Genomic DNA, 21,823 nt, shown 5'->3' with positions numbered 1-21,823 from the left:
ATTATAAGAAAGAATTGTGAAATATATTTGAAGAAAAAACGAAAAAAATGCTGAAAAGCGGCCTCGCTCTTCAGCATTTTTATTTTTCTCTTACTTTTCAGTTGTGACCGCTTGATGGCCGTATTGACGTTTGTACATTCCTTGGAAGAAAATGATCGTCAATATTAAGCACACCACAGCAAACGCACCTAGAATGACATTATTATTCCACATAAAGGAATAATCACCGCTTGAAATGACGGCCTTAAAGGCTGCTACAGAATACGTCATTGGTAATAATGCATTAAACGGCTGTAAGGCATTTGGAATTAATTCTAACGGGAAAGTTCCCGCACTTGTTGTTAACTGGAAGATCAAAATTAAAATCGCGACAAAGCGTCCTGGATCTCCCAAAATCGTAACCAGCATTTGGACGAGTGCAATAAATGTTAAGCTTGTGATAACTGCCGTTAAGAAGAACAGCGGTACACTTTGCACTTCAATTTTCAGACCAACAAGTAACACAAGTACAGCTAGAACGGATTGAGCGACACCAGCAATCAATAGTACACCAAACTTACCGATAAACCAGCTGAATCCATTTTTCGGTTGAGTAGCTGGCTCTCTTAACGGGAAAACAATTGATAGTAATAATGCGCCCACAAATAAACCGAGTGATAAGAAATAAGGAGCAAAACCAGTACCGTAGTTTGGCACAGGGTTTACTGCATCTTTTTTCACTTTTACCGGATTGGCAATCATATCGTTCGTATCATCTGTTGCGTTTACTTTATTCGCCTGATCTGCCGCATCCGCTAATTTTGTATGAAGATCATTAGTTCCTTCCTCTAGCTTTGTTGTTCCATCTGCTAATTGTTTCGAACCATCAGCTAACTGCTTCGTTCCTTCAGATATTTTATTGGACCCTTCATCTAATTGACCAAAACCATTGCTTAACGTTGTTGCACCACTTGCTAACTCTGCTGCGCCAGCCTCTGCTTCACCTAGCTTACTAGACAATAGTCCAACACCACTCAATAATTCCTTTTGTCCAGCTTGCAGCTTACCAACACCTCCAGCTAGCTGATCAGCTCCTGATGCTAACTCGTGAACACCTGCTTTTAATTGTTGCTGTCCTTGTTGTAATTCTCCCAATCCACTATTTAATTTATTAATATTAGGAGCTAATTGTCCGCTAATTGCTCCATTCAATTCTCTAGAACCAGCTGCTAGTTGCTGAGTTCCCGATTTCAGCTGACCAACAGCACCTTTCACTTGTTGTTCCATTTGCTGTTGCTGTTGAGCCATTTGCTGCTTTAATCCAGCAATTTGTTCCGGTGTCATACTTTGCTGCAGCGCCGGCATTAACTTTTCGATTTGTTGACTCATCGCACCATTTAATTGTGAAATTAATTGCTGCTCAAATTGATTTAACCCGCTATTTAAACTTTCAGCGCCAGCTGCTAAATTTTGCGTGCCTTGTGTAAGAGCCGGAAGTTTCTGTTGAAATTGTTGAACTCCAGCTTTAGCTTGCTCTGTACCAGCTGTTAAAGCGTTCATTTTGTCATCAACGGTATGCAATCCGCCTTGTACTTTAGAAATTCCAGCCGCTAGCTCTCCTGTACCGCTTTGCAACTCTTTTCCTCCGGCTACAAGTTTATTTCCACCTTCTTCTAATTGAGCCAAACCGGAGTGCAATTGAGAAGCACCTGATACGAGCGCTTTTGTCCCGTTTCCAGCTTTAGATACTCCTTGTGAAAATTGAACAGACTTTTCCGCAAGCACACCTAAATTTGCTTTAATTTTCTCAGCGCCGGCTGAAAGGTCAATCGCCCCTTCATCTAAAGCTCCTGCGCCATCACTTGCTTTTCCTAAACCGTCTCCCATTTCTTTAATCTTATCAAAGATCGTTTCCGAATAGGTTTTCGTAATACTTTCTTGAAGGGAAGCACGAATTTCTTTCATCGCTGTTTCCCCAATTTGTGAAGATAAGAAGTTGAATCCTTCATTTGGAATATACTTCAACTCTAGTTTTTTGGGTTCATCTTCTAATAAGGTTGTTGCATTTTTAGAGAAATTCGGTGGAATTTCAATTAACATATAATATTTTTGTTGCTCAAGACCTCTTCTTGCTTCTTTATCACTAACAATCTGAAAATTAAATTCATCACTTTTGCCTATTTCTTTCTCTAGCTCTTTCCCTAGCGTTAATTTTTCTCCTTCAAAATCAGCGCCTTTATCTTTATTAACAACAGCTACAGGCAAGTCTTTCAAATGCGCATATGGATCCCAAAATGCCCATAAAAACATTCCCGCATATAAAAGCGGAATAAAAAGGACCGCCAAAATCGGAATTAACAATTTACGCGTTCTGATAATCTCCTTCAGTTCTGCAAAAAACAATGATTGTTTCATTACTTCCTCCTATGTTGTAAAAAAACGGTAACCAATGACCGTTTTGTTCATTTAGTCATTTTCTTGTGAAAGAAAAGGACTGTCCTCACAAGGATAATCCCTCAAATAAATGAAGCTCGAATAAGTTTAATATTTCTGTTTCACTTAAAGGCTCCTTATGCTGTTCCCAGTCGAAGATTAAAGAAATATAAAGTTTAAACATAATAAATGCTGTAATCTCTGGATTGCAAGGCTTAATTTCTCCTGCTTGGATAGCAATCGCTACTTTCTCTTTAATGAAAGAAAGTACCTCATCCTCCATTTTCTTCACCACATCCAGTACAGCTGGTGTCCCCATCTCTTTCCCCTCTTGGAACAATTTGATCGCTAGTTGATGCTGTTTTCTAAATTGCAAAATTTGAAAAAGGGCCCGATGAACATTTTCATGAAAAGAGCTGTTCGGGTCCGCCGCTGCTTCCGCCCGACGCCTCATTTCTAGAATAAGCGACTGCACAATTTCATCAAAAAGTTCTTCTTTATTTTTGAAAAAGGTATAAATCGTCCCCTTTCCAACATTAGCTAGTTTTGCCACTTGATCCATTGTTGTTGCCTTATAACCAAACAGCGAAAAAGATTTCGTAGCCGCTTCAATAATTTGCTGTTTTCGGTCAACAGACATCCCATCGCCCCCTTTTTTTGACCAAATGAACATTTCGGTCAATTTGTACGTATTTTAATTTACTATATTCAAACAGCAATTGCAACCTCTTTTTTATAGTTTGTTACTGCTTGTGAAGATCAGTCGCAAAAAAGAAAATTAGTCGTATCTTCCCTACCATCAAGCGATGGTCCTCAAAGAAAAAGAAGGTATCCGAGATGGACACCTTCTTTCTTCTACTCTATAAATTCCAACACTTTTCGCACTGCCGCTTCTCCTTGATCAATACAATCAGGCAGGCCAAGACCTTCAAAAGAGCTCCCAGCAATAAAGAGCCCTGGCAACTCTTTTTCAACTTGCTGATACATCTCATTCATCCGCTGCTTATGACCGACTGTGTATTGCGGCATGGCTTTTTTCCAACGGCTCACAATGGTGAATTCTGGCTTAGCCTTAATGTTCATTGTCTTATTTAAATCTTCAAGGACAATGCGTTCAATTTCAGCATCTGATAAATCCACTACTGTCTCATCGCCCGCTCGTCCAACATAACAGCGCAATAATACTTTTCCGTCCGGCGTAGTATGCGGCCATTTTTTATGCGTCCATGTGCAAGCTGTAATCGTATAATCGCTATTGCGAGACACGACGAATCCCGTGCCATCAATATCTTTTGTAATCGCGGCTTCAGGGAAAGCCATCGCGACTGTCGCCACAGAGGTAGCAGGCATCTCCTTTAACCCATCAAAAAAGCGGTACTGCGGCATCATGGCAGACAATGTGAAATGAGGAGTCGTCACAACAACGCTATCAGCTTGAATAATGCTCCCACTATTTAAGGTAAGGACATAGCCACCATTCGGTTTACGTTCAATCGCACCGACTCTTGTTCCTTTTAAAACCGAGCCTTTATTCAGCTTTTGTTCAATCGCTTCGACTAGTGCCTCTAGTCCATTGGTCACTGTCATAAAAATCCCTTTTTTCTTTGCTGTACCCGCTTGTTTTGGCGGAGCAGGAGTCGTTTTCTTCATTCCTAATACAAGGCTGCGATATTTTTGCTCTACTTGATAAAACTGTGGGAACGTTGACATTAAACTCAACTTATCAATATCACCTGCATAAATGCCAGATAATAAAGGTTCGATTAAATTTTCTACTACTTCATCTCCGAGACGTCTTCGGAAAAAGTGACCTAATGATTGGTCATTTTGAGGATCGGATTTCGGTAAAATAAAGTCAGCAGCCGCTCTCACTTTGCCAGGAATCGAGAAAAGACCAGTGGTAATAAAAGGAGCAATCTGTGTTGGAATGCCCATCACAGAGCCTCCTGGCATGGGGTGAAGCTTCCCGTTCACTAGCACATAAGATTGGCCAGTTGAGTTATTGACTAAGTCATTCTCAAGTCCCACTTCTTTCGCTAGCCGGGCAGCGCTTGCTTTTCTTTCAAGAAAAGAATCGGGACCTCTTTCAATAACAAAGCCATCTTTCCGAACGGTTTGAATTTTTCCGCCAAGACGCGGAGTCGCCTCAATTAATGTGATATCGAGCGGAAGTTGATTTTCCTTTGCTTGCTTTTGCAAATAATAAGCAGTTGTTAAACCGGTAATACCTCCCCCGATTACAACTACTTTCTTGTTATCTTCCAACACAGTTGCATCGCCTTCTTTTTATAATTTTGCGTTCGCTTTTATATGCTGCATAATCACATCAGCCATTGCCTCAATAAATAGCGGCTGTGCATTTGGCATTTCTGGACGGTAATAGCTTGCTCCAATCTCCTTTGTGACCACTTGGCATTCATAATCATTATCGTACAACACTTCTAAATGATCGGACACAAAGCCGACAGGTGCATAAACAAATGCTTGATAGCCTTTTTCATTAAATAGATCGCGAGTTAAATCCTGTACATCCGGTCCGATCCATGGCTCAGGTGTATTCCCAGCGCTTTGCCAACCGATTTCATAGTTTTCCACACCTGCTTTTTCAGCAATTAAATCGGCTGTTTCTTGCAATTGATCAGGGTATGGATCGCCTGCTTGAATAATTTTTTCAGGGAGGCTGTGCGCAGAAACGATTAACACATAATTATCGCGCTCTTCTTGCGGCATCGAGGCGACCGTTTCCTTAATTTTTTGGGCCCAATAGTCAATAAACTTCGGCTCCTTATACCAACTTTCAACTGAAAGAATTGTTGGCCCACCGATCTTCTCTGCTTCTTCTTTCGCTCGTCCATTATAAGACTTCACGCTAAAAGTAGAAAAATGTGGAGCCAACACAATTGACACCGCTTCTTCTATACCGTCTTTTTTCATTTCTCCAACCGCATCTTCAACAAAGGGTTCAATATGTTTTAAGCCAAGGTATAAATGAAAGTCAATTTCTTGTTGCATCGCATTTAAATGTTCTACTAATTTCTCTGCTTGATCTTGCGTAATTTTAGCAAGGGGAGAAATTCCGCCAATCGCTTCATAACGAGAACGCAAATCCTCAAGCATTTCTGGTGAAGGCTTTCGTCCACGACGTATATGTGTATAGTATCTTTCAATATCTTCTTCTTTATATGGCGTGCCATAAGCCATTACTAATAAACCCATTTTTCTTTTTGTCATTGCTTTCACCTCATAAATAATAGAAATACTTTTCTATTTTGACATGTCTTCTTTAAGTTTTCCAAAAAGAATCTTCTTATTTCAGCTTTTCGGCACTATATTCGTGAATAAATGTAGTTAAACGCTTTAATGTGTCCGGATTAACTTCCGGGAAGACACCGTGACCTAAGTTAAAGATATAACCAGGCTGCTGAATGCCTTGGTCAATGATCGCTTTAGCTCGTTCCTCAATCACTTCCCACGGTGCAAGTAAAAGGGCTGGGTCTAAGTTCCCTTGAACTGTTTTTGTCATGCCCATTGCTCGTGCTTGTTCAATTGGCAAACGCCAATCTAAGCCCACCACATCTAATGGAAGGTCATGCCATTCCATCGCTAGGTGACTAGCTCCAACACCAAACATAATTAATGGAACACCTTCAGGGCGCAACTCATTAAAAATTCGCTCCATGACAGGCTTAATAAATGTGCGATAATCTGCTACATTTAATGCACCCACCCAAGAATCAAAAATTTGAATAGCACGAGCGCCTGCTTTAATTTGAGCCTTCACGTAAGTAATCGTCATTTCTGCTAACTTGTCCATTAAGGCAAACCAAGCTTTAGGCTCCGCATACATAAATGCTTTCGTTTTATTATAGTTTTTGGACGGTCCGCCTTCGATCATATAACTCGCCAACGTAAAAGGAGCCCCAGCAAATCCAATCAACGGAACGTTCAGCTGTTCCTGTGTCAGCAAACGGATCGTTTCTAATACATAGGGAACATCATTGGCTGGATCGATCTCTCCAAGCTTCTCCACATCAGCTAATGAACGAATCGGATTGCTAATCACCGGGCCGATTCCAGACTTAATATCCACATCCACACCGATTGCTGGAAGCGGTGACATAATATCTTTATAAAGAATCGCTGCATCCACATCATATTGTTCAACCGGTAATCTCGTCACATATGCACATAATTCTGGCTGATGAGTAATTTCAAACAGCGAATATTTCTCCTTTAACTTGCGATATTCCGGCTGCGAACGCCCAGCTTGGCGCATATACCATACCGGCACATAATCTGTCTTTTCTCCTCTTGCTGCCTGTAAAAAAGTCTCATTAATCGTTCTCATCACGTTTCTTCTTCCACCTTTCCCGCATTAACAATCACTATCCCTCATTATATTAAATCCTCACTCGGAAATAAACGAAAATCCCCGTCTTTTATACGATTTACACTATAGATGTTTTACGAACAAAAGTATAGCAACAGCCCCCAAATGTCATAAATTCGCCAAAGAACACCGAAAGGCGCAAGGCGCTGCTCAGCGACGTATGAACTGGAACGAGCCGTATGAGATAAAGGAAACACGGTGAACGACAGTGAACCGATGTTGACTTATCGCAAGGAGGATCGTGGAAGTTCACTAGTCGCTAGCGCCTGGAGCTAGACATNGAAGTTCACTAGTCGCTAGCGCCTGGAGCTAGACATCACCGAAAGGCGCAAGGCGCTGCTCAGCGACGTATGAACTGGAACGAGCCGCATGAGATAAAAACACACTATTGGTTTACATGGAAAATTTTATGTGTAAAGTAATAGAATAGAGTAATCATTTTTTAATTGAGGTGACGAAAATGAATGTGTATATTACTTCAGGAACGTTTGAGTTTTTAAAGAAACTGAAAGAGAAGCATGCTAATGAAAAAATGATTGTGATGGAGAATGCGCAAGGAGCTACTCTTTTACATGAAACAGAGGAAAAAACAATTTTTCAATCTCCACGCAAATATGAAGTGATTGATGCGTCAGGTGAGTTAGCGAATCATGGCTATGTCGTTTTCAATAATATTCCTGTCACAGATGAAGGCAGGCCCATTTTTGAATACCGCTTTAAAAATCGGGCGCGGCTAATTGAAGAGGTACCAGGCTTTATTGCGATTCGCGTGCTCCGTCCGCTGAACTCAAATACGTATATTATTATGACCCAATGGAAAGATCAGCAATCTTTTAAAGGCTGGCAAAACTCGCAAGCGTACAACAAAGCTCACGAAAAACGCGGTTCAGAAGAAGGAATTGATCAACAGCCAAAAATCTTCTCAAGCCCATCATATGTCACCACTTACAACGTGCCTAAAGAAGAGGAACAATAAATAAATGGCGACACCATCAGCGGTGCCGCCATTTTTTATAGTTCCTCCATCTTCTTTAAGCGTGATGGCGCGTATAGCTTAATAAACACAACTGCCCAAAACAGACCTGCTACTAAAACAACGCCTCCCTGCATCAGCGTTTGACTAATCACAGCTATTGCTCCAAAAATAATGGCTTGCATGATAAGTAAATTACTTAAAAGTCGCAACAAAGCCTTTCTTTTCTCCACAGACGGCACCGGATAAAGCGAGACCCATATTTTCATTTCATGACGCCGAATCATTGGTAACAGCTGAAAACCTGTTAAATAAATAAACAATAACGCAATAATCAGCTGCAATATCATTTGATCACTAAAACCAATCACCAGTGCGGCAATCACTGTCAAGCGAACAAATAAACCGAAGTATTCACTCATCCGGACAAATGTACGACGGAATAAAAAAGCGTAGGTAGATGTTTGGCTAAATGGTAGCCTACCTAGAGTTGGATCAAGCCATTGACGGCGCTTGACTGTTCCCTTTAGATGAGGAACATCGGTAAATAAATTGGCGAAGCGATAAAAGGCGGCCATTCTTTTCTCTTCAAGATCGACAAGTATCTCCCACTTTAATGTCATCCGTTCGGCTGCTTTTTTAAAATAAATGAAATAACCGATCATCATCACAGCTACAGCCACGACAAAGAAAAGATTTGAACTAGAAAATAAGAAATAAAGCAAGACGCCATTAAGAATAAAACGGATCGCTAAATCACTCCAATGGCTTTCTCGCTCTTGCTGTTTAAGTACGTACCAGCGAACATGTAAGTTCCATAGTTTCAAGGCTAATAAGACGAGCAAACCAAGGAAAAATGACTGAGCGGAACCCCCTTTCACTTGAGCATACATTGGCATAAAGAAAGCTAGGGCTGCAATCAGTACATAGATTTGCGAAAAGAAGCTTGTCCGAATCGCTTTTTGAAAATAACCATTCATCTTTTCCTCTAGCGGAAGTAAAAAGACGGTATCTGCACGCATTAAAAACGTATAAACTGGGCTCCAAGCCAACAGTCCCCCAAGCGTCACAGCCATAATGATTGGCGCTGGAAAGGTCTCATCGAGCGTCTTCACCCAGCCGCTATAATAATAAAGCAAGGCTCCGAGACCAAATACAAGCACAAATAAAAGATGATCATTTAGCATATAACGCAAGTATTTACGCAGTTCACCATAATAGGACTGTAGCCTATTTGTCCATAATTGCTCAATATTTTTCATGATTCTTCTTCCTTCGTCAACTGAATATAAATATCATCTAAAGAAGCATCAGGTAAATGAAATTGCTCACGAAGCTCATCAATCGTTCCTTGAGCACGAATCTCGCCATTATGCAAAATAATGAAAGAATCACAATATTTCTCGGCTGTCGCCAAAATATGTGTAGACATCAAAATTCCCGCTCCATTATCACGCATTTTATTCATCCACTCAAGCAAGGATTGAATGCCGAGCGGATCGAGTCCAACAAAAGGCTCATCAATAATATAAAGAGAAGGCTCTGTTAAAAAAGCGCTCATAATCATTACCTTTTGCTTCATCCCTTTGGAGAAATGAGCGGGGAACCAATTCATTTTCTCCTGCAGACGAAATTCTTTTAACAAAGGATCAATCCGCTGTTCATACTCCTTCTCACTCAATCCGTAAGCCATCGCTGTTAATTTCATATGCTCTTCTAACGTTAATTCCTCATATAAAATCGGTGTTTCTGGAATATACGAAAATTGCTGGCGATACTTTTCCGGACCTTCTTGCAAGGTTTGTCCGTTAATTCGCACACTTCCTTGCTTCGGCTCCATCAAGCCGATGATATGCTTAATCGTTGTACTTTTTCCAGCTCCATTTAACCCAATCAACCCGACGATGCTCTCTTTTTCAACCGAAAACGAGATATTTTTTAATACTGGTTTGCGCGTGTATCCGCCAACCAAATCGTCTACTTTCAATAAAGACATAGACAACTTCCCTTCTCATAATGTGATTATCCCTATTTTAGCAAATCTTTTCATAAAACTCATGGATTGTCTTATAGCTTGTCTATTTCATAATCCTTGGTTATGTGATAAAATTTTGACAATTATATAATTAGAAAGGATGAAAGAAATGAGCGACTGCATTTTCTGTAAAATTATTAATGGAGACATTCTTTCCGCTAAGGTGTATGAAGATGAACATGTGTATGCATTTTTAGATATTAGCCAAGTCACGAAAGGACATACTCTCGTTATTCCGAAAGTTCATAAGGAAAATGTCTTTGAATTAACATCTGAGCAAGCCGCTCATCTTTTTGAAGTTGTACCGAAAATCGCTAATGCTATCAAAAAAGAATTCCAAGCAGAGGGATTAAACATTTTAAATAATAACGGTGCAGTAGCTGGACAAACCGTTTTCCATTTCCACATGCACTTAATTCCGCGTTACGGAAAAAATGATGGATTTCATCCAATCTTTCAAGACCACAGCGGCGAATATTCTAAAGAGGAGTTTCAACAAATCGCTCAAAGTATTGCTCAGCATCTTCCAAACTAATCGATAGTCTCTATTTAGGGTCAGGCTCACTGCTTGAGCGCTGACCCTTTTTCAGCCAACTGACTATCCATTCCACATGTACGTAAAAAAAATAGACAAGGCTAGAAAAACGATACCTGCTATTCCTAAAAGTTTGATTCTTTGTTTCATGACATGCCTTGTCATAGAGATTCCAGGTTTGCACATTTCTCGAATGCAATGAATCATGCTCATTAGAAAGACAAAACTAATTGCATAGCACGCAAAAATAACGCCTTCCATTCCTGTCACTCCTCTACTTCTTTCCTTAATTATTGCTTTCCCATGATGATAACAATTACAATAAAGTGAAACTTCAATCAGTGAGGAGCTTCATAGCCCACTGATTGTTAGTTGAACCAATCGGGCGTTTATGGGCTGTTGATCCCCGCCTACACGTCTGCGCTTCTTTCTGCCATGTTGTTGAGGTGGAGGTCTTACAGCCCGTTAATGCGGGATAAAGGATGAAGTTTCTTACATACTATGCAAACAAAGAGACACAATGAACCTGTCCTTGCCCGGAAGTGAAGGAATTTTACAATGGATGAAGAATTAAATAAATGAATGAGGTGATTACATATGGACAAAAAAGCACTACTATTCGGATTAATCACTGGTGCCTTAGCTGGAATGACTACAACTTTGTTTAATGCACCGTTATCTGGTAAGGAAACGCGAGAAAAGATGAAAACTTCCCTAAACTGTGCTAAAAATTCTATCAACACCATTGGCAATGATTTTATTGAAGTGAAAAATTCCGTAAAAACTCTCTCTGAAATTAGTAAAGAGACATTCAGCGACGTTACGGGCGGCTTAAAAACGAGTGTATCTGTATGGCAGGAAAGTACAAAGCCAAGCATTCAAAAGCTGCAGCAAGAACTAGTAGAGATGCAATCGACAGTGGAAGAATTAACTGAATTACAAAATCAATTACCTAAAAAACAAGGAGTCTAAAATAGGCTTCTTGTTTTTTTCGAAAATTTAGTAAATTTATATCTTTATTATTTTTTATTTTATTGGCATAATAATATTAACTATATTCATATTTTTTGTTTATTGGGAGTGAATAATTTAAAAAAGAAGGTGCACATATGGCTAATCATCAATACTCTATGAAAGAAGCGCTCATATTCAGTCAGCGGATGGCACAGTTAAGCAAGGCTTTATGGAAAGCTGTCGAAAAGGATTGGCAGCAATGGATTAAACCATACGATTTAAATATTAACGAGCATCATATTTTATGGATTGCTTATCATTTGCGAGGAGCCTCTATCTCCGATGTTGCTAAGTTTGGCGTCATGCACGTCTCAACAGCTTTTAATTTTTCAAAAAAATTAGAAGAGAGAGGTTATTTAAAGTTTTCTAAGAAAGAAAATGATAAACGAAATACGTATGTAGAAATCACTGAAACAGGCGAACAAGTCTTACTTGATCTCATGGAAAGCTATGACCCTCACCACAACTCTGTCTTTGAAGGCTCAGCTCCACTACGTGAACTTTTCGGTAAATTCCCTGATTTAGTGGAAATTATGACGATCGTCAAAAACATTTACGGAGAAGATTTCATGGATATTTTTGAGACATCGATCCATAATATCGATAAGGACTTTTTTGAAAATGACGGAAAACTCGTCAAAACAACCACTCACCCAAGATAACCACTCCCAATAGTTCCGTGGTACGGAAGAAGCTTCTTCCGTGCTTTATTCCATTCAACTTTGTTCATTTCTTCACATATGTTTACCCCATTTTTAATCATCTTGATTCATATTGCTCTTATACTCTCATAAAAATATATATTGATTTTTCCTTGCAATCATCGTAAATTAGTGAAACAGTTAACTCACTTTTCGTCAATTGGAGGGACGATTCCTATGAAGTGTTGGCGGACATTTGATTTTGAAAGAAGGTACGGTTTCAATAAAATCATGATCTTTTCATTCATTCTCATGATGATATTTTTTAGTTTCAGTTTTGCACTTATGCAATCCATGTATTCTGAAACCTTGTATTCTTCTTATTTTGAATTATTTTTGATGGGATTGCTCGCTGTTTATCCACTCCATAAATTGATTCATATGTTGCCAATTTTGCGGTATTTCCCGCACATTGCGTTCAAATATAGTTTAAAATTAGGCTGTCTTCCGATTATTTTTATTTCAATTAAAAAGCCCGTGCCAAAGAAAAGGTTTATGCTAAGCTTAGCGCTGCCCTTTTTTACACTTAACCCTATTTTACTACTAAGCGGTGTGCTATTCCCAAATTATTTGCATTATTTCACAATGCTCTCAGCTTATCACACCGGAATCTGTGTCATGGATTTTATTTATTTAAAAGCGTTAGTTACCTCTCCGAAGTCAGCTGTTATTGAAGAACATGACCGGGGATACGAAATTTTAATTCCTCAATAGATCAAGCAAACAGTTTAGTAATGAGAGGAAACACTCTCGTACTAACTGTTTTTCTATCTTTTTGGAGCACTTTTTGGTATGTTATTTACATATAACTAAAAAAGGAGGGAAAGCATTTGATTAGCATTATCGTTGTATTCGTGATATTTTCTGCACTCATCTTGTTTAACATTAACCGATTAACGAACATTCTTTGTATTCAAAAAGAGATTCCGGAAGAGAAACACCCGAAGATCTTCCGTACAATAAATATTTATATCACCATTTTATTGATTTCCTCTTATGTAGAGATACTTTATACATAAAGCGAGCCTTCTTTCCAACCTTGGCTCGCTTTTATTAGTGCAAATTTTTGGCTACTTCATGAAAATATGTTATAGTATGTCCTAGAATAAAATTGCAGAAGCCGCAGCTTACCAAAAAGCCGGCTAACTTACCAGGGAGTTGTTAATAAGAATGAAAAAATGGTTACTATCTATTTCTTTAGCAGCAGGGGCAGTCGGCCTTGCTGGATGCGGTGCAAGTGACGATGTCGTTGTCACAACAAAAGCAGGCGATGTGACAAAAGACGAGCTTTATGATGCCATGAAACAAAACAACAAACAGCAAATGGAACAAACTCTTCAAGAGCTTGTGTACGACAAAGTCCTTTCAGAAAAATATTCTGTATCCGATAAAGAATTAGATAAAGAATTAAAGAAAGCAAAAGAGCAACTAGGGAGTCAATACGAAATGTTCCTAGCTCAATACGGTATAGATGAAAAAGGCTTTAAAAAATTAATTAAATCACAGTTGCTACGTGAAAAAGCAGCTACGGAAGATATGAAAATTTCCGACAAGGAATTAAAAGCATACTACGACAAGTGGGAGGCACCAGTCGAAGTTAGCCATATTTTAGTAGAAGATGAAAAGAAAGCGAAAGACATTAAGGCACAACTAGATAAAGGGGCAAAGTTCGAGAAATTAGCTGAAGAGCACTCTGAAGATCCAGGCTCAGCTGCAAACGGAGGAAGTGTAGGTTGGATTGATAACCAAACACGCCAACAATTCGCTCCTGAATTTGCTGCGGCACTGCCTAAATTAAAAGTCGGACAAATTAGCGAGCCAGTAAAAACTGATTTTGGCTACCATATTATTAAAATTACTGACAAAAAAGAGAAAAAATCATTTGAAGATATGAAGGCGCAATTAACGGACGAACTCAAATCTGCCAAAATAGATCCTGCTAAGCTTCAGAAGAAACTAGATAAGGAATTAAAAGCAGCAGACGTTAAAGTAAAAGATACTGACTTAAAAGGCGCTTTCGAAAGCAAATCAGCTCCTGCTGAAGGCGGACCGAAAGAAGAAAACAAAGAAGAAAAATAAGCCACAAAAAGAGATGGTTCCTTTTACACATGGAACCATCTCTTTTATCATTCATTTTTCATTTTCAAGGCTCTCTCTTTTTCCATCCTTTGAATATATACTTGCCCTTCTTGCTCAATATAATCCATCTCAGCCTTTCTTTCAGCCTTCGATGTCTTCACTGTCATAAATGCGCTGAAAAAAATTCCTGCTACTACGACATACATCCATAATGGAAATGTCATGGCTCTCTCCCCTTTCTTGGACTCGCATTCGTTACTATATATATTAGGAATAAAAAAAAACATGTCCCATTCAGGACATGTTAGGAAGAAAAATTCGGTTTATAGAAAGATCGATTATCTAAAGCAAATACTCGCTCTGAAAACTCCCCTGGCTTCGTTCGCTCTAATACCCGATCTAGCATATTCATTTTCGCATCTAAATTATCGATATAATGAAGAATTTCCGCTTCTTTCACCATTGGCGGTTTCGGACTACCCCATTCTGCTTTTCCATGATGAGAGAGAACAATATGCTGTAAAATCATGATCTCTTCCCCTTCAATATCAAGCTCTTCTGCCGCCTTGCCAATTTCATTCACCATAATCGTAATATGCCCAAGCAAGTTTCCTTCTACCGTATAAGCCGTCGCTACAGGACCAGAGAGCTCGATCACTTTTCCTAAATCATGCAAAATCACACCGGCATATAATAAATCGCGATCTAATGACGGGTAGAGATCTGCGATAGACTTTGCTAGCTTTAGCATAGACACAACATGAAAAGCAAGACCTGAGACAAATTCATGATGATTTTTCGTCGCAGCTGGAAATTCAAGAAACGCCGCATGATGCTTTTTTAATAGAAAACGCGTCATGCGCTGAATATGCGGATTTTTCATTTCAAAAATAAATTGCGTAATAATATCTGTCATTTCCTCTTGTGTCATCGGAGCTGTTTCAATAAACTCACTGACTTTCACGCCATCCTGCGGATTAGCAGGACGAATTTGGCGAATTTTCAATTGCATTCTTCCGCGGTAATTTTGAATCTCCCCTGTTACTTTTACAATCGTTTGAGGCTGATATTGTTTTTCCGTCTCTTCTTTCGCATCCCATAATTTCGCTTCAATTTCTCCGCTTTTATCTTGCAGGATCAGCGTTAAATACGGATTGCCGTTGACTGCAATGCTTTTCATAGAAGATTTAATAAGTAAATAACAATCCACACTTTGTCCAGCTTCATAATGTGTAATTCCTTGAGACATGCCTGCTTTTCCCTCCTTCAACTCGATAAGTAAATGATAACATAGAATGTTATCTTGCTTCTTGTACTTTATGTTTCATTGCAAAACGATACGTCAATATGAATCCAACCAACATCACCGCTCCACCAAATAAATAAGGCAAGTGGATATTCCATTCAAATAACATACCGGCCACAAGCGGACCAGCGACATTGCCAAGACTTAAAAATGAATTATTTAATCCCATAATATACCCTTGGTTCGAACCGGCGTATTTGGAAAGCAAAGAATTAACGGATGGCCGCAGCATCGAGTTTCCGATAAAAAACACTCCCGTTGTGATGATGACACCGACAAAATTGGTAGCCGTTGTCATCATCACAAAACCAATTGCACTCAGCATTAATGAGCCAAGCACCGTATTGCGATCGCCAAATTTTTTTGTTACTTTTCCAACCCCATATCCTTGCACAAATGTGCCGATTAACCCAATGATTAACATAATCAGACCTACATCTTTCGGTCCATAGTTATAACGCTCCCATGAATAATAACTAAAGATCGATTGGAAATTAGCAAGACCAAAACTTAATAAGAAAACAAGAAATAGCAGAAATCCAGCAGGGCTCCATATCGTCTGTTTAAATTGTTCCCATTGGTTGACCGATGGTTCATTTGCTTTTTTCTGTGCATCTTGCGTCCGCTGTTCTTTCGAATACGATTCCGGCAAAACAAGCACAGATACAACGGCCGCAACAATGGCTGCGATTCCAGCGAAAATAAACGGATATGATAAATCATATTCAGCGAGCCAGCCGCCAATACCAGGACCGATGACAATTCCAAGTCCCATAGATGCCCCCAAAATCCCCATCCCTTTACCGCGCTCTTCAGGCGTGGTCACATCGGAGACATAAGCCATCGCAGTTGGCATTAAGGCTGAGCCAAATATTCCGGCTAATATTCGCGCAATAAATAACATCCATATTCCCGCAGCAAAGGCAAACAGAAACTCTGCAGCCGCAAACCCAAGCAAACCAGCTGTAATTAATGGTTTTCGCCCAATTTTATCGGATAGCTTGCCCCATACTGGCGCGAACAGAAATTGCATAAAAGAATACACAGCAATCAATGCCCCAAGTGTTCTTGCCCCCGCTCCAAACTTCTCCACATAAAACGGCAAAATCGGAATGACAAGACCGATTCCAACCATGATGATAAATAAATTAAAGCTGAGCAATAATAATGGACCTTTTTTCTTTTTTTCCATAATAGCTTCCCCTCTTACTTATAGCAGTATTGTTATTTTAACCAATTATTACTTTATGTGCGAGTGGTTACATAGAAAAAAGACAGAAAAGAGGCCCTTTATAGCAGGCCCCTTTCTAATCATTGATGTTTCGATAATTGAATTGCTTTTTTGATATCTTTCAATGAACTAGATTTTCCGTATATTAACACGCCACCCCGGTAAATTCTTGCCCCAATCACGCCTAATACGATAATGGAGACGAGTAAAATCCCAATTCCTGTCGCAACCTCCCACGTCGGAATGTTTAACATGCCTACACGGACAAACATAATCATCGGTGTAAAGAATGGGATAAAGGAGCTAATCGTAATAAACGAAGACTCTGGATTTCCAAGGCCATACATCGACAGAAAGAAACCAATCATTACCGAGAAAGTCAACGGCATCATCATTTGCTGAACATCTTCTAACCGGCTAACGAGCGAGCCTAATAATGCCGAAATTGTAGCATATAAAAAATAGCCAAGAAGGAAAAATACAGCCGCATAAATGAGCAGCGGAGCGGAAAGCGTTGTTAACCCTAATAAACTGACAACAGAATCCTCTGATTGACTGGAGAATGCATAATAAGCAACTCCAAGCCAAACGGCCATTTGTGTCATCCCAAGCAAACCAATGCCGATGATCTTAGCAAACATTTGCTTCACCGGGGACACGCTTGAAATCAAAATTTCCATCACTCTTGACGACTTTTCAATCGCTACTTCAGAAGCAATCATATTTGCGTAAATAATCACCGATAGATAAATAAAGAACAATAAAACATATACAAGTGCTTGAGCTTGCATCATTTCTTCTTCTGATTTTGCTTCTTTAGCTAGTGCTACTTTTTCGACATCTACAGGAGCATTCCAAAGAGCCATTTCTTCTGGCGATAACTTTAACTTACTCGCCATCTCTTGACCTTTAATCATTTGTAAGGCTTGACTAATCTCGTTAACTAGCGTACTATTTGCCACACTTAATGCTTTATATGTAGCTGTAGGTAAACCTTGTTCATTTCTTTTTAAAAGGATATATCCCTCATATTTTTCGTTCTCTACATCCTTTTTTAATTGAGCCTCCGTTTGCTTTGGCGCTTTCGTTAATTCGATCTCACTCTTTTGCATCGCAAGCTGTTGCTTAAGCGGTTGAAAAAGTGTTCCATACTCATCAACTACCGCAATCTTCGTCTGTTCATTTTCCCCCTCAAACAGATCAACTATTTTTTCAAAGTTTGCACCCGCCATAATAACGATCGCAACGATGATCGTCGTTAGTAGAAAGGCTTTCGTTTTAAATTTATTTATATACGATTGAGACAGCATTAACCAAAAACTATTCATACGAAGCACCTACCTTTTCAATAAAGATATCGTTTAAAGAAGGCTCTTCTAATTCAAATTTCTGTACGAAACCTTTCCCTTGCAGCTCAGAAAAAATTCGCTGTGAGATCTCTTCCTCAGCAATTTGCAAAATGATCCCTTCAGCTGTCTTTTTCGATTTCAACACTCCTGGAGCGCTCGCTAAAAAGCTCACATCAAAATCCGCATGCACTTTCACATTCTTCTTGCCAAACGAACGTTTAATTTCACTCAAGTTCCCATGCACCACTGGTCGACCGTGATGCATAATGCATAAATGCTCACATAGCTCCTCCACATGCTCCATTCGGTGACTAGAAAAAACAATCGTCGTCCCGTTCTCCTTTAATTCAATGACCGCTTGTTTCAATAATTCAACATTGATCGGGTCTAAACCGCTGAAAGGCTCATCAAGAATCAATAGCTGCGGTTGATGAACAACTGACGCTATAAACTGTATTTTTTGCTGATTCCCCTTCGACAGCTCTTCTACTTTTTTATTCGCATAATCTGGCACATTGAACCTTTCTAGCCATTGATCCGTTTCGCTCGCTGCTTTTTTCTTATCCATTCCACGCAATCTTGCTAAATAAACAATTTGTTCCTTCACTTTCATTTTTGGATACAGTCCTCTTTCTTCAGGCAAATAGCCAATATGAGCACTCATATCGTAATTAATTGATTGGTCTTTCCAAGTAATACGACCATCCGTTTGCTGCATCAACCCTAAAATCATGCGGAAAGTTGTCGTCTTCCCTGCCCCATTTGCTCCTAAAAAGCCGAAAATATCCTTCTCCGGAATGTTTAGTGACAGTTGATTGACCGCTATGAAATCTCCAAATTTTTTTGTTACATGATCCAAAACTAGCATCACTTAATCACCTCCTTATGTTCTACGAATCAAATGCCAAAAAGTTCCGCAAAGATTATTTTTAAAATTTTCTAAATTCATGTAAAATAAATATATACAACGATAAGGGGGAAACCGTATGCAAACTTACAAACTAACAGTCTTTGAAAAAAACGGAGAAAAATTATTAGACGAAGCCTTTGAAGCCAAAAACGATGAAGAAGCAAAAACAATCGGGCAAGAAATCCTTCATCGTCATGCTTACGAAGAACACACCCATCGCTGCACCTCACCTCTGGGAAAACTAGTACTATTTCATGTGTAATGACTAAATTGGAAGTGCCCTTTTGATCTAAAGAAAAGCATCCATTTTGATCAACTATCAAAATGGATGCTTTTTATTCCATATTAACGCCCTGTAAACACCGGTTTACGCTTTTCGATAAACGCTTGAATCCCCTCTTGATGATCTTCTGTTTGTCTCATATCAAGCTGAGCTTGTTTTTCTAATTGCAATGATTGGATTAGTTTGTCCTCTTGAAGCTCTACATATATTTTCTTTGTGGCAATCATCGCTTTTAGAGGCTTTTGCTTAATATAGTTAATCAACTGCTCCACTTTTGTAGCCAATTGGCTATCTTCTGCCGTTTGGTCCACCAGTCCAATTGCTTCCGCTTCTAAGCCGCTCATAACTTTCCCTTCCCAAATGAGCTGTTTCGCCTTCACTTCCCCTACTCGCCTTTCCATCATAAAGTGGCCGGCTCCGTCAGGAATCAAACCTATACCGATAAAATTCATCGCAATCTTGGCTTGATCCCCACAAATGACATAATCAGCGGCAAGTGCTAAGCTCAAGCCTAATCCTGCTGCGGCACCATGAATCGCTGCAATTGTTACTTTCGGCATTTTGTACAACGTCATAACCAAGGCTGAAATAGTATCCATGACTTTAAAGAATTGCCGCTCATCTAAGCCCGTGAGCATTTGCTTAATATCTCCTCCTGAAGAAAACGCATGTCCTTCTCCTGACAGCACGACCACCTTTACATGCTCTTTTTGGCTAACTTCTTGTAAACAAGTAAGCAATTCTTCCATCATTTGCACATTGAGTGCATTCATTGATTGTGGACGACTCAAAATGATTCGTGCCACTCCCCCAGTAATATCATATTTAACCGTTTCCAATTCACTCATTTTACTAATCCCCTCCTTAATATTAAGGATACAAAAAATGAAGCATCATTCATAGGTTATTTTTTAAAAATTTAGAATTTTTATAATAAAAAACTTACTTCTTTAAAGAAAGAAGTAAGAAAAAGTTTTCCTTTATTTGAATAACTCATTTAAAATGGCAATTTTTTTATTCGTATACTCTTCAAACCGTTCGTTATATGTTTTCGGATCTTTCGGGTTAGCAAAATGCTCAATTTTTCCCGTATTCGGATCAATAAATTTACTTGCTGCTCCACAGCCAATGCCGATAATCGTTTGTACTTCTTCCATAATTACAATATTATAAATGCTCTCTTGTCCAGGCATACAATAGCCGACATTTTCTAAATTTCCAAGGATGTTTTTCTGACGGTACAAGTAATAAGGTACATATCCATGATCTTTTGTCCACTGTTCTGCCATGCTCATCATTTGTTCGACCTCTGAGCGATCCGCTACTTTATACTTTTCTTTATTTTGCGTCATTTCTGAAGCTCTTTTAAATGAAAGCGTATGAACTGTTAACGACTCCGGCATCAGCTTTTCCGTCTCATCCAACGAATGCTTAAACTCCTCGCATCCTTCACCCGGCAAACCGATAATTAAATCCATATTAATATTATTCATGCCGTTCGCTCTAGCTAGCTGATACTTATCAATCGTTTCTTCCACTGTATGATGACGCCCGATTGCTTTCAACGTTTCTTGGGTATACGATTGCGGATTAATACTAATCCGATCAATCTTCCACTTCTTTAATACGTCTAGCTTTGCTTGCGTAATTGTATCTGGTCGCCCAGCTTCAACCGTAATTTCACGAATGTTCTCTACATCAGGAAACACTTGATACATGAGCTCATAAAGCTCATCCATTTCCTCGGCAGTGATAGCCGTCGGTGTTCCTCCTCCGTAATAAACCGTCGTAATACGTACACCTTTTTCTTTCAACCAGCGGCCAATCGCTTCCATTTCAAAATGCAATCCGCTTAAAAAGGAGGACACACGCTCTTGCTTTCCTTGAATAGCAAAGGCTGGGAATGTACAATACGCACACTTCGTCGGGCAAAACGGAATTCCGATATAAATACTGACTTCCTTCTTTAAATCATATAGATCAGGAACGATCGCTAATTGCCGTTCTAAAATTCGTTGCATTAACTCCGTTTTCTCTGTTGTCATTAAATAATCTTCCTGCAACTTTTGATGAGCAATCTCAGCTGGAACACCCGCTTGATTTTGACGATGCAATAGCTTCGTTGGGCGAACGCCCGTTAAAATGCCCCATTTTTGTACAATCCCCGTATATTCCTGCAACACATGTAAATACACGCGCGACACAACATTTTTTAATTCCTTAAAATACTCCTTTTCATGATCAGCAGTGATTCGTTTCTCATATTGAGCAACGAATTGTTCTCCGCTTTCCTTTATCGTTAAAACAGCCTCCGCTTTCACATCTGTTTCTCCAGTCACGGTAAAAGCTACTTCAAGAGAGCCGTCCATTCCACTCATATCAATCTCTGTTTCCTCAAAAAATAAATTGGCAATCAGCCGCAACGGCCGTTCATACCGCTCATCATCTAAACCTTTCACACTAATTAACAAATCCAATCACCCTTCTACACAATTTGCTCCATCTAGCATACTGAAAACCAAACAACAAGGTCAAGTCTAGAAAAGCGGAGGGCACCGATGAGCGACGTATGAACTGGAGCCAGCCGTATGAGATAAAGGAAACA

23 protein-coding genes are annotated in these 21,823 nt (G+C 39.4%); 8 read left to right on the top strand and 15 right to left on the bottom strand.

Annotation, left to right across the window (positions count from 1 at the left end; translation table 11 throughout):
• Positions 1-90 precede the first annotated feature (90 nt).
• From IRB43_RS14230 to hemE, 5 genes are all read right to left on the bottom strand, one after another.
• On the bottom strand, positions 91-2,394 hold the full coding sequence (locus IRB43_RS14230; protein WP_203364152.1) for a YhgE/Pip domain-containing protein: 2,304 nt from the start codon (positions 2,392-2,394) through the stop codon (positions 91-93).
• 85 nt (positions 2,395-2,479) lie between these two features.
• On the bottom strand, positions 2,480-3,052 hold the full coding sequence (locus IRB43_RS14225; protein ID WP_203364151.1) for a TetR/AcrR family transcriptional regulator: 573 nt from the start codon (positions 3,050-3,052) through the stop codon (positions 2,480-2,482).
• Positions 3,053-3,267: 215 nt separating this feature from the next.
• Positions 3,268-4,680 (bottom strand): protoporphyrinogen oxidase, encoded by a 1,413-nt coding sequence (gene hemY / locus IRB43_RS14220; protein ID WP_203364150.1) that lies wholly within the window; start codon positions 4,678-4,680, stop codon positions 3,268-3,270.
• 18 nt (positions 4,681-4,698) lie between these two features.
• The gene (gene hemH / locus IRB43_RS14215) at positions 4,699-5,643 is read right to left on the bottom strand and encodes a ferrochelatase (protein ID WP_203364149.1); all 945 of its coding nucleotides are present in this window, start codon (positions 5,641-5,643) and stop codon (positions 4,699-4,701) included.
• A 76-nt stretch (positions 5,644-5,719) separates the two neighbouring features.
• On the bottom strand, positions 5,720-6,760 hold the full coding sequence (gene hemE, locus IRB43_RS14210; RefSeq protein ID WP_203364213.1) for a uroporphyrinogen decarboxylase: 1,041 nt from the start codon (positions 6,758-6,760) through the stop codon (positions 5,720-5,722).
• Between the two features lie 502 nt (positions 6,761-7,262).
• Between hemE and IRB43_RS14205 the strand changes: the two genes are divergently transcribed.
• Positions 7,263-7,778, top strand: coding sequence for an antibiotic biosynthesis monooxygenase family protein (locus IRB43_RS14205; RefSeq protein WP_203364148.1), 516 nt, complete (start codon positions 7,263-7,265; stop codon positions 7,776-7,778).
• 35 nt (positions 7,779-7,813) lie between these two features.
• Here IRB43_RS14205 and IRB43_RS14200 read toward each other — a convergent pair whose 3' ends face one another.
• Positions 7,814-9,037 carry an ABC transporter permease gene (locus tag IRB43_RS14200; RefSeq protein WP_203364147.1) on the bottom strand — a complete coding sequence of 408 codons (1,224 nt, stop codon included), beginning with the start codon at positions 9,035-9,037 and terminating at the stop codon, positions 7,814-7,816.
• On the bottom strand, positions 9,034-9,771 hold the full coding sequence (locus IRB43_RS14195; RefSeq protein WP_203364146.1) for an ABC transporter ATP-binding protein: 738 nt from the start codon (positions 9,769-9,771) through the stop codon (positions 9,034-9,036). Before IRB43_RS14195 ends, IRB43_RS14200 begins: the two co-directional genes overlap by 4 nt.
• 148 nt (positions 9,772-9,919) lie before the next feature.
• Between IRB43_RS14195 and IRB43_RS14190 the strand changes: the two genes are divergently transcribed.
• Positions 9,920-10,345 (top strand): HIT family protein, encoded by a 426-nt coding sequence (locus IRB43_RS14190; protein WP_203364145.1) that lies wholly within the window; start codon positions 9,920-9,922, stop codon positions 10,343-10,345.
• 63 nt (positions 10,346-10,408) lie between these two features.
• Here the strand turns inward: IRB43_RS14190 and yhzF are convergent, their stop codons facing one another.
• The gene (gene yhzF / locus IRB43_RS18305) at positions 10,409-10,606 is read right to left on the bottom strand and encodes a membrane protein YhzF (protein WP_481748156.1); all 198 of its coding nucleotides are present in this window, start codon (positions 10,604-10,606) and stop codon (positions 10,409-10,411) included.
• A gap of 336 nt (positions 10,607-10,942) precedes the next feature.
• Here yhzF and IRB43_RS14185 point away from each other — a divergent pair, with 336 nt between their 5' ends.
• The 5 genes from IRB43_RS14185 to IRB43_RS14165 all read left to right on the top strand — a co-directional run bounded on the left by IRB43_RS14185 (position 10,943) and on the right by IRB43_RS14165 (position 14,139).
• Positions 10,943-11,317: a YtxH domain-containing protein gene (locus tag IRB43_RS14185; protein WP_203364144.1), complete on the top strand. Its 375-nt coding sequence runs from the start codon at positions 10,943-10,945 to the stop codon at positions 11,315-11,317.
• A 137-nt stretch (positions 11,318-11,454) separates the two neighbouring features.
• Positions 11,455-12,021 (top strand): HTH-type transcriptional regulator Hpr, encoded by a 567-nt coding sequence (locus IRB43_RS14180; RefSeq protein WP_203364143.1) that lies wholly within the window; start codon positions 11,455-11,457, stop codon positions 12,019-12,021.
• Between the two features lie 216 nt (positions 12,022-12,237).
• Positions 12,238-12,774, top strand: coding sequence for a DUF3267 domain-containing protein (locus IRB43_RS14175; RefSeq protein ID WP_203364142.1), 537 nt, complete (start codon positions 12,238-12,240; stop codon positions 12,772-12,774).
• A gap of 125 nt (positions 12,775-12,899) precedes the next feature.
• Entirely contained in the window at positions 12,900-13,079 is a 180-nt protein-coding gene (locus tag IRB43_RS14170) for a hypothetical protein (RefSeq protein ID WP_203364212.1), read from the top strand.
• A 151-nt stretch (positions 13,080-13,230) separates the two neighbouring features.
• Complete coding sequence (locus tag IRB43_RS14165; protein ID WP_203364141.1) at positions 13,231-14,139, top strand: peptidylprolyl isomerase; 909 nt, start codon at positions 13,231-13,233, stop codon at positions 14,137-14,139.
• 47 nt (positions 14,140-14,186) lie between these two features.
• Here the strand turns inward: IRB43_RS14165 and IRB43_RS14160 are convergent, their stop codons facing one another.
• The 5 genes from IRB43_RS14160 to IRB43_RS14140 all read right to left on the bottom strand — a co-directional run bounded on the left by IRB43_RS14160 (position 14,187) and on the right by IRB43_RS14140 (position 18,896).
• A complete protein-coding gene (locus IRB43_RS14160; protein ID WP_203364140.1) occupies positions 14,187-14,363 on the bottom strand; it encodes a sporulation YhaL family protein in 177 nt (58 codons plus the stop codon).
• Positions 14,364-14,443: 80 nt separating this feature from the next.
• The gene (gene yhaM, locus IRB43_RS14155) at positions 14,444-15,388 is read right to left on the bottom strand and encodes a 3'-5' exoribonuclease YhaM (RefSeq protein ID WP_203364139.1); all 945 of its coding nucleotides are present in this window, start codon (positions 15,386-15,388) and stop codon (positions 14,444-14,446) included.
• A 49-nt stretch (positions 15,389-15,437) separates the two neighbouring features.
• The gene (locus IRB43_RS14150; protein WP_203364138.1) at positions 15,438-16,637 is read right to left on the bottom strand and encodes an MFS transporter; all 1,200 of its coding nucleotides are present in this window, start codon (positions 16,635-16,637) and stop codon (positions 15,438-15,440) included.
• Positions 16,638-16,756: 119 nt separating this feature from the next.
• Complete coding sequence (locus IRB43_RS14145; protein ID WP_203364137.1) at positions 16,757-18,004, bottom strand: ABC transporter permease; 1,248 nt, start codon at positions 18,002-18,004, stop codon at positions 16,757-16,759.
• The gene (locus IRB43_RS14140) at positions 17,997-18,896 is read right to left on the bottom strand and encodes an ATP-binding cassette domain-containing protein (protein WP_203364136.1); all 900 of its coding nucleotides are present in this window, start codon (positions 18,894-18,896) and stop codon (positions 17,997-17,999) included. Before IRB43_RS14140 ends, IRB43_RS14145 begins: the two co-directional genes overlap by 8 nt.
• A 115-nt stretch (positions 18,897-19,011) precedes the next feature.
• Here IRB43_RS14140 and IRB43_RS14135 point away from each other — a divergent pair, with 115 nt between their 5' ends.
• Complete coding sequence (locus IRB43_RS14135) at positions 19,012-19,197, top strand: YhzD family protein (protein ID WP_203364135.1); 186 nt, start codon at positions 19,012-19,014, stop codon at positions 19,195-19,197.
• A gap of 83 nt (positions 19,198-19,280) precedes the next feature.
• On the opposite strand, the gene IRB43_RS14130 is transcribed toward IRB43_RS14135, so the two are convergent.
• On the bottom strand, positions 19,281-20,057 hold the full coding sequence (locus IRB43_RS14130; protein ID WP_481748157.1) for an enoyl-CoA hydratase: 777 nt from the start codon (positions 20,055-20,057) through the stop codon (positions 19,281-19,283).
• Between the two features lie 141 nt (positions 20,058-20,198).
• On the bottom strand, positions 20,199-21,689 hold the full coding sequence (locus IRB43_RS14125; protein WP_203364211.1) for a coproporphyrinogen III oxidase: 1,491 nt from the start codon (positions 21,687-21,689) through the stop codon (positions 20,199-20,201).
• Between the last annotated feature and the right edge of the window lie 134 nt (positions 21,690-21,823).

It is taken from the genome of Bacillus sp. REN10 (assembly GCF_016820555.1).
GTDB lineage: Bacteria > Bacillota > Bacilli > Bacillales > Domibacillaceae > Bacillus_CE.
Note: the sequence above shows the minus strand (reverse complement) of the source record. Positions and strands in the feature narration are given on the sequence as shown.

Bases quoted from the DNA above. Each gene is read 5' to 3' on its own strand.
- IRB43_RS14230 (WP_203364152.1), bottom strand. From the start codon at position 2,394: ATGAAACAATCATTGTTTTTTGCAGAACTGAAGGAGATTATCAGAACG.
- IRB43_RS14225 (WP_203364151.1), bottom strand. From the start codon at position 3,052: ATGTCTGTTGACCGAAAACAGCAAATTATTGAAGCGGCTACGAAATCT.
- hemH (WP_203364149.1), bottom strand. From the start codon at position 5,643: ATGACAAAAAGAAAAATGGGTTTATTAGTAATGGCTTATGGCACGCCA.
- hemE (WP_203364213.1), bottom strand. From the start codon at position 6,760: ATGAGAACGATTAATGAGACTTTTTTACAGGCAGCAAGAGGAGAAAAG.
- IRB43_RS14205 (WP_203364148.1), top strand. From the start codon at position 7,263: ATGAATGTGTATATTACTTCAGGAACGTTTGAGTTTTTAAAGAAACTG.
- IRB43_RS14200 (WP_203364147.1), bottom strand. From the start codon at position 9,037: ATGAAAAATATTGAGCAATTATGGACAAATAGGCTACAGTCCTATTAT.
- IRB43_RS14195 (WP_203364146.1), bottom strand. From the start codon at position 9,771: ATGTCTTTATTGAAAGTAGACGATTTGGTTGGCGGATACACGCGCAAA.
- IRB43_RS14190 (WP_203364145.1), top strand. From the start codon at position 9,920: ATGAGCGACTGCATTTTCTGTAAAATTATTAATGGAGACATTCTTTCC.
- yhzF (WP_481748156.1), bottom strand. From the start codon at position 10,606: ATGGAAGGCGTTATTTTTGCGTGCTATGCAATTAGTTTTGTCTTTCTA.
- IRB43_RS14185 (WP_203364144.1), top strand. From the start codon at position 10,943: ATGGACAAAAAAGCACTACTATTCGGATTAATCACTGGTGCCTTAGCT.
- IRB43_RS14180 (WP_203364143.1), top strand. From the start codon at position 11,455: ATGGCTAATCATCAATACTCTATGAAAGAAGCGCTCATATTCAGTCAG.
- IRB43_RS14175 (WP_203364142.1), top strand. From the start codon at position 12,238: ATGAAGTGTTGGCGGACATTTGATTTTGAAAGAAGGTACGGTTTCAAT.
- IRB43_RS14165 (WP_203364141.1), top strand. From the start codon at position 13,231: ATGAAAAAATGGTTACTATCTATTTCTTTAGCAGCAGGGGCAGTCGGC.
- IRB43_RS14160 (WP_203364140.1), bottom strand. From the start codon at position 14,363: ATGACATTTCCATTATGGATGTATGTCGTAGTAGCAGGAATTTTTTTC.
- yhaM (WP_203364139.1), bottom strand. From the start codon at position 15,388: ATGTCTCAAGGAATTACACATTATGAAGCTGGACAAAGTGTGGATTGT.
- IRB43_RS14150 (WP_203364138.1), bottom strand. From the start codon at position 16,637: ATGGAAAAAAAGAAAAAAGGTCCATTATTATTGCTCAGCTTTAATTTA.
- IRB43_RS14145 (WP_203364137.1), bottom strand. From the start codon at position 18,004: ATGAATAGTTTTTGGTTAATGCTGTCTCAATCGTATATAAATAAATTT.
- IRB43_RS14135 (WP_203364135.1), top strand. From the start codon at position 19,012: ATGCAAACTTACAAACTAACAGTCTTTGAAAAAAACGGAGAAAAATTA.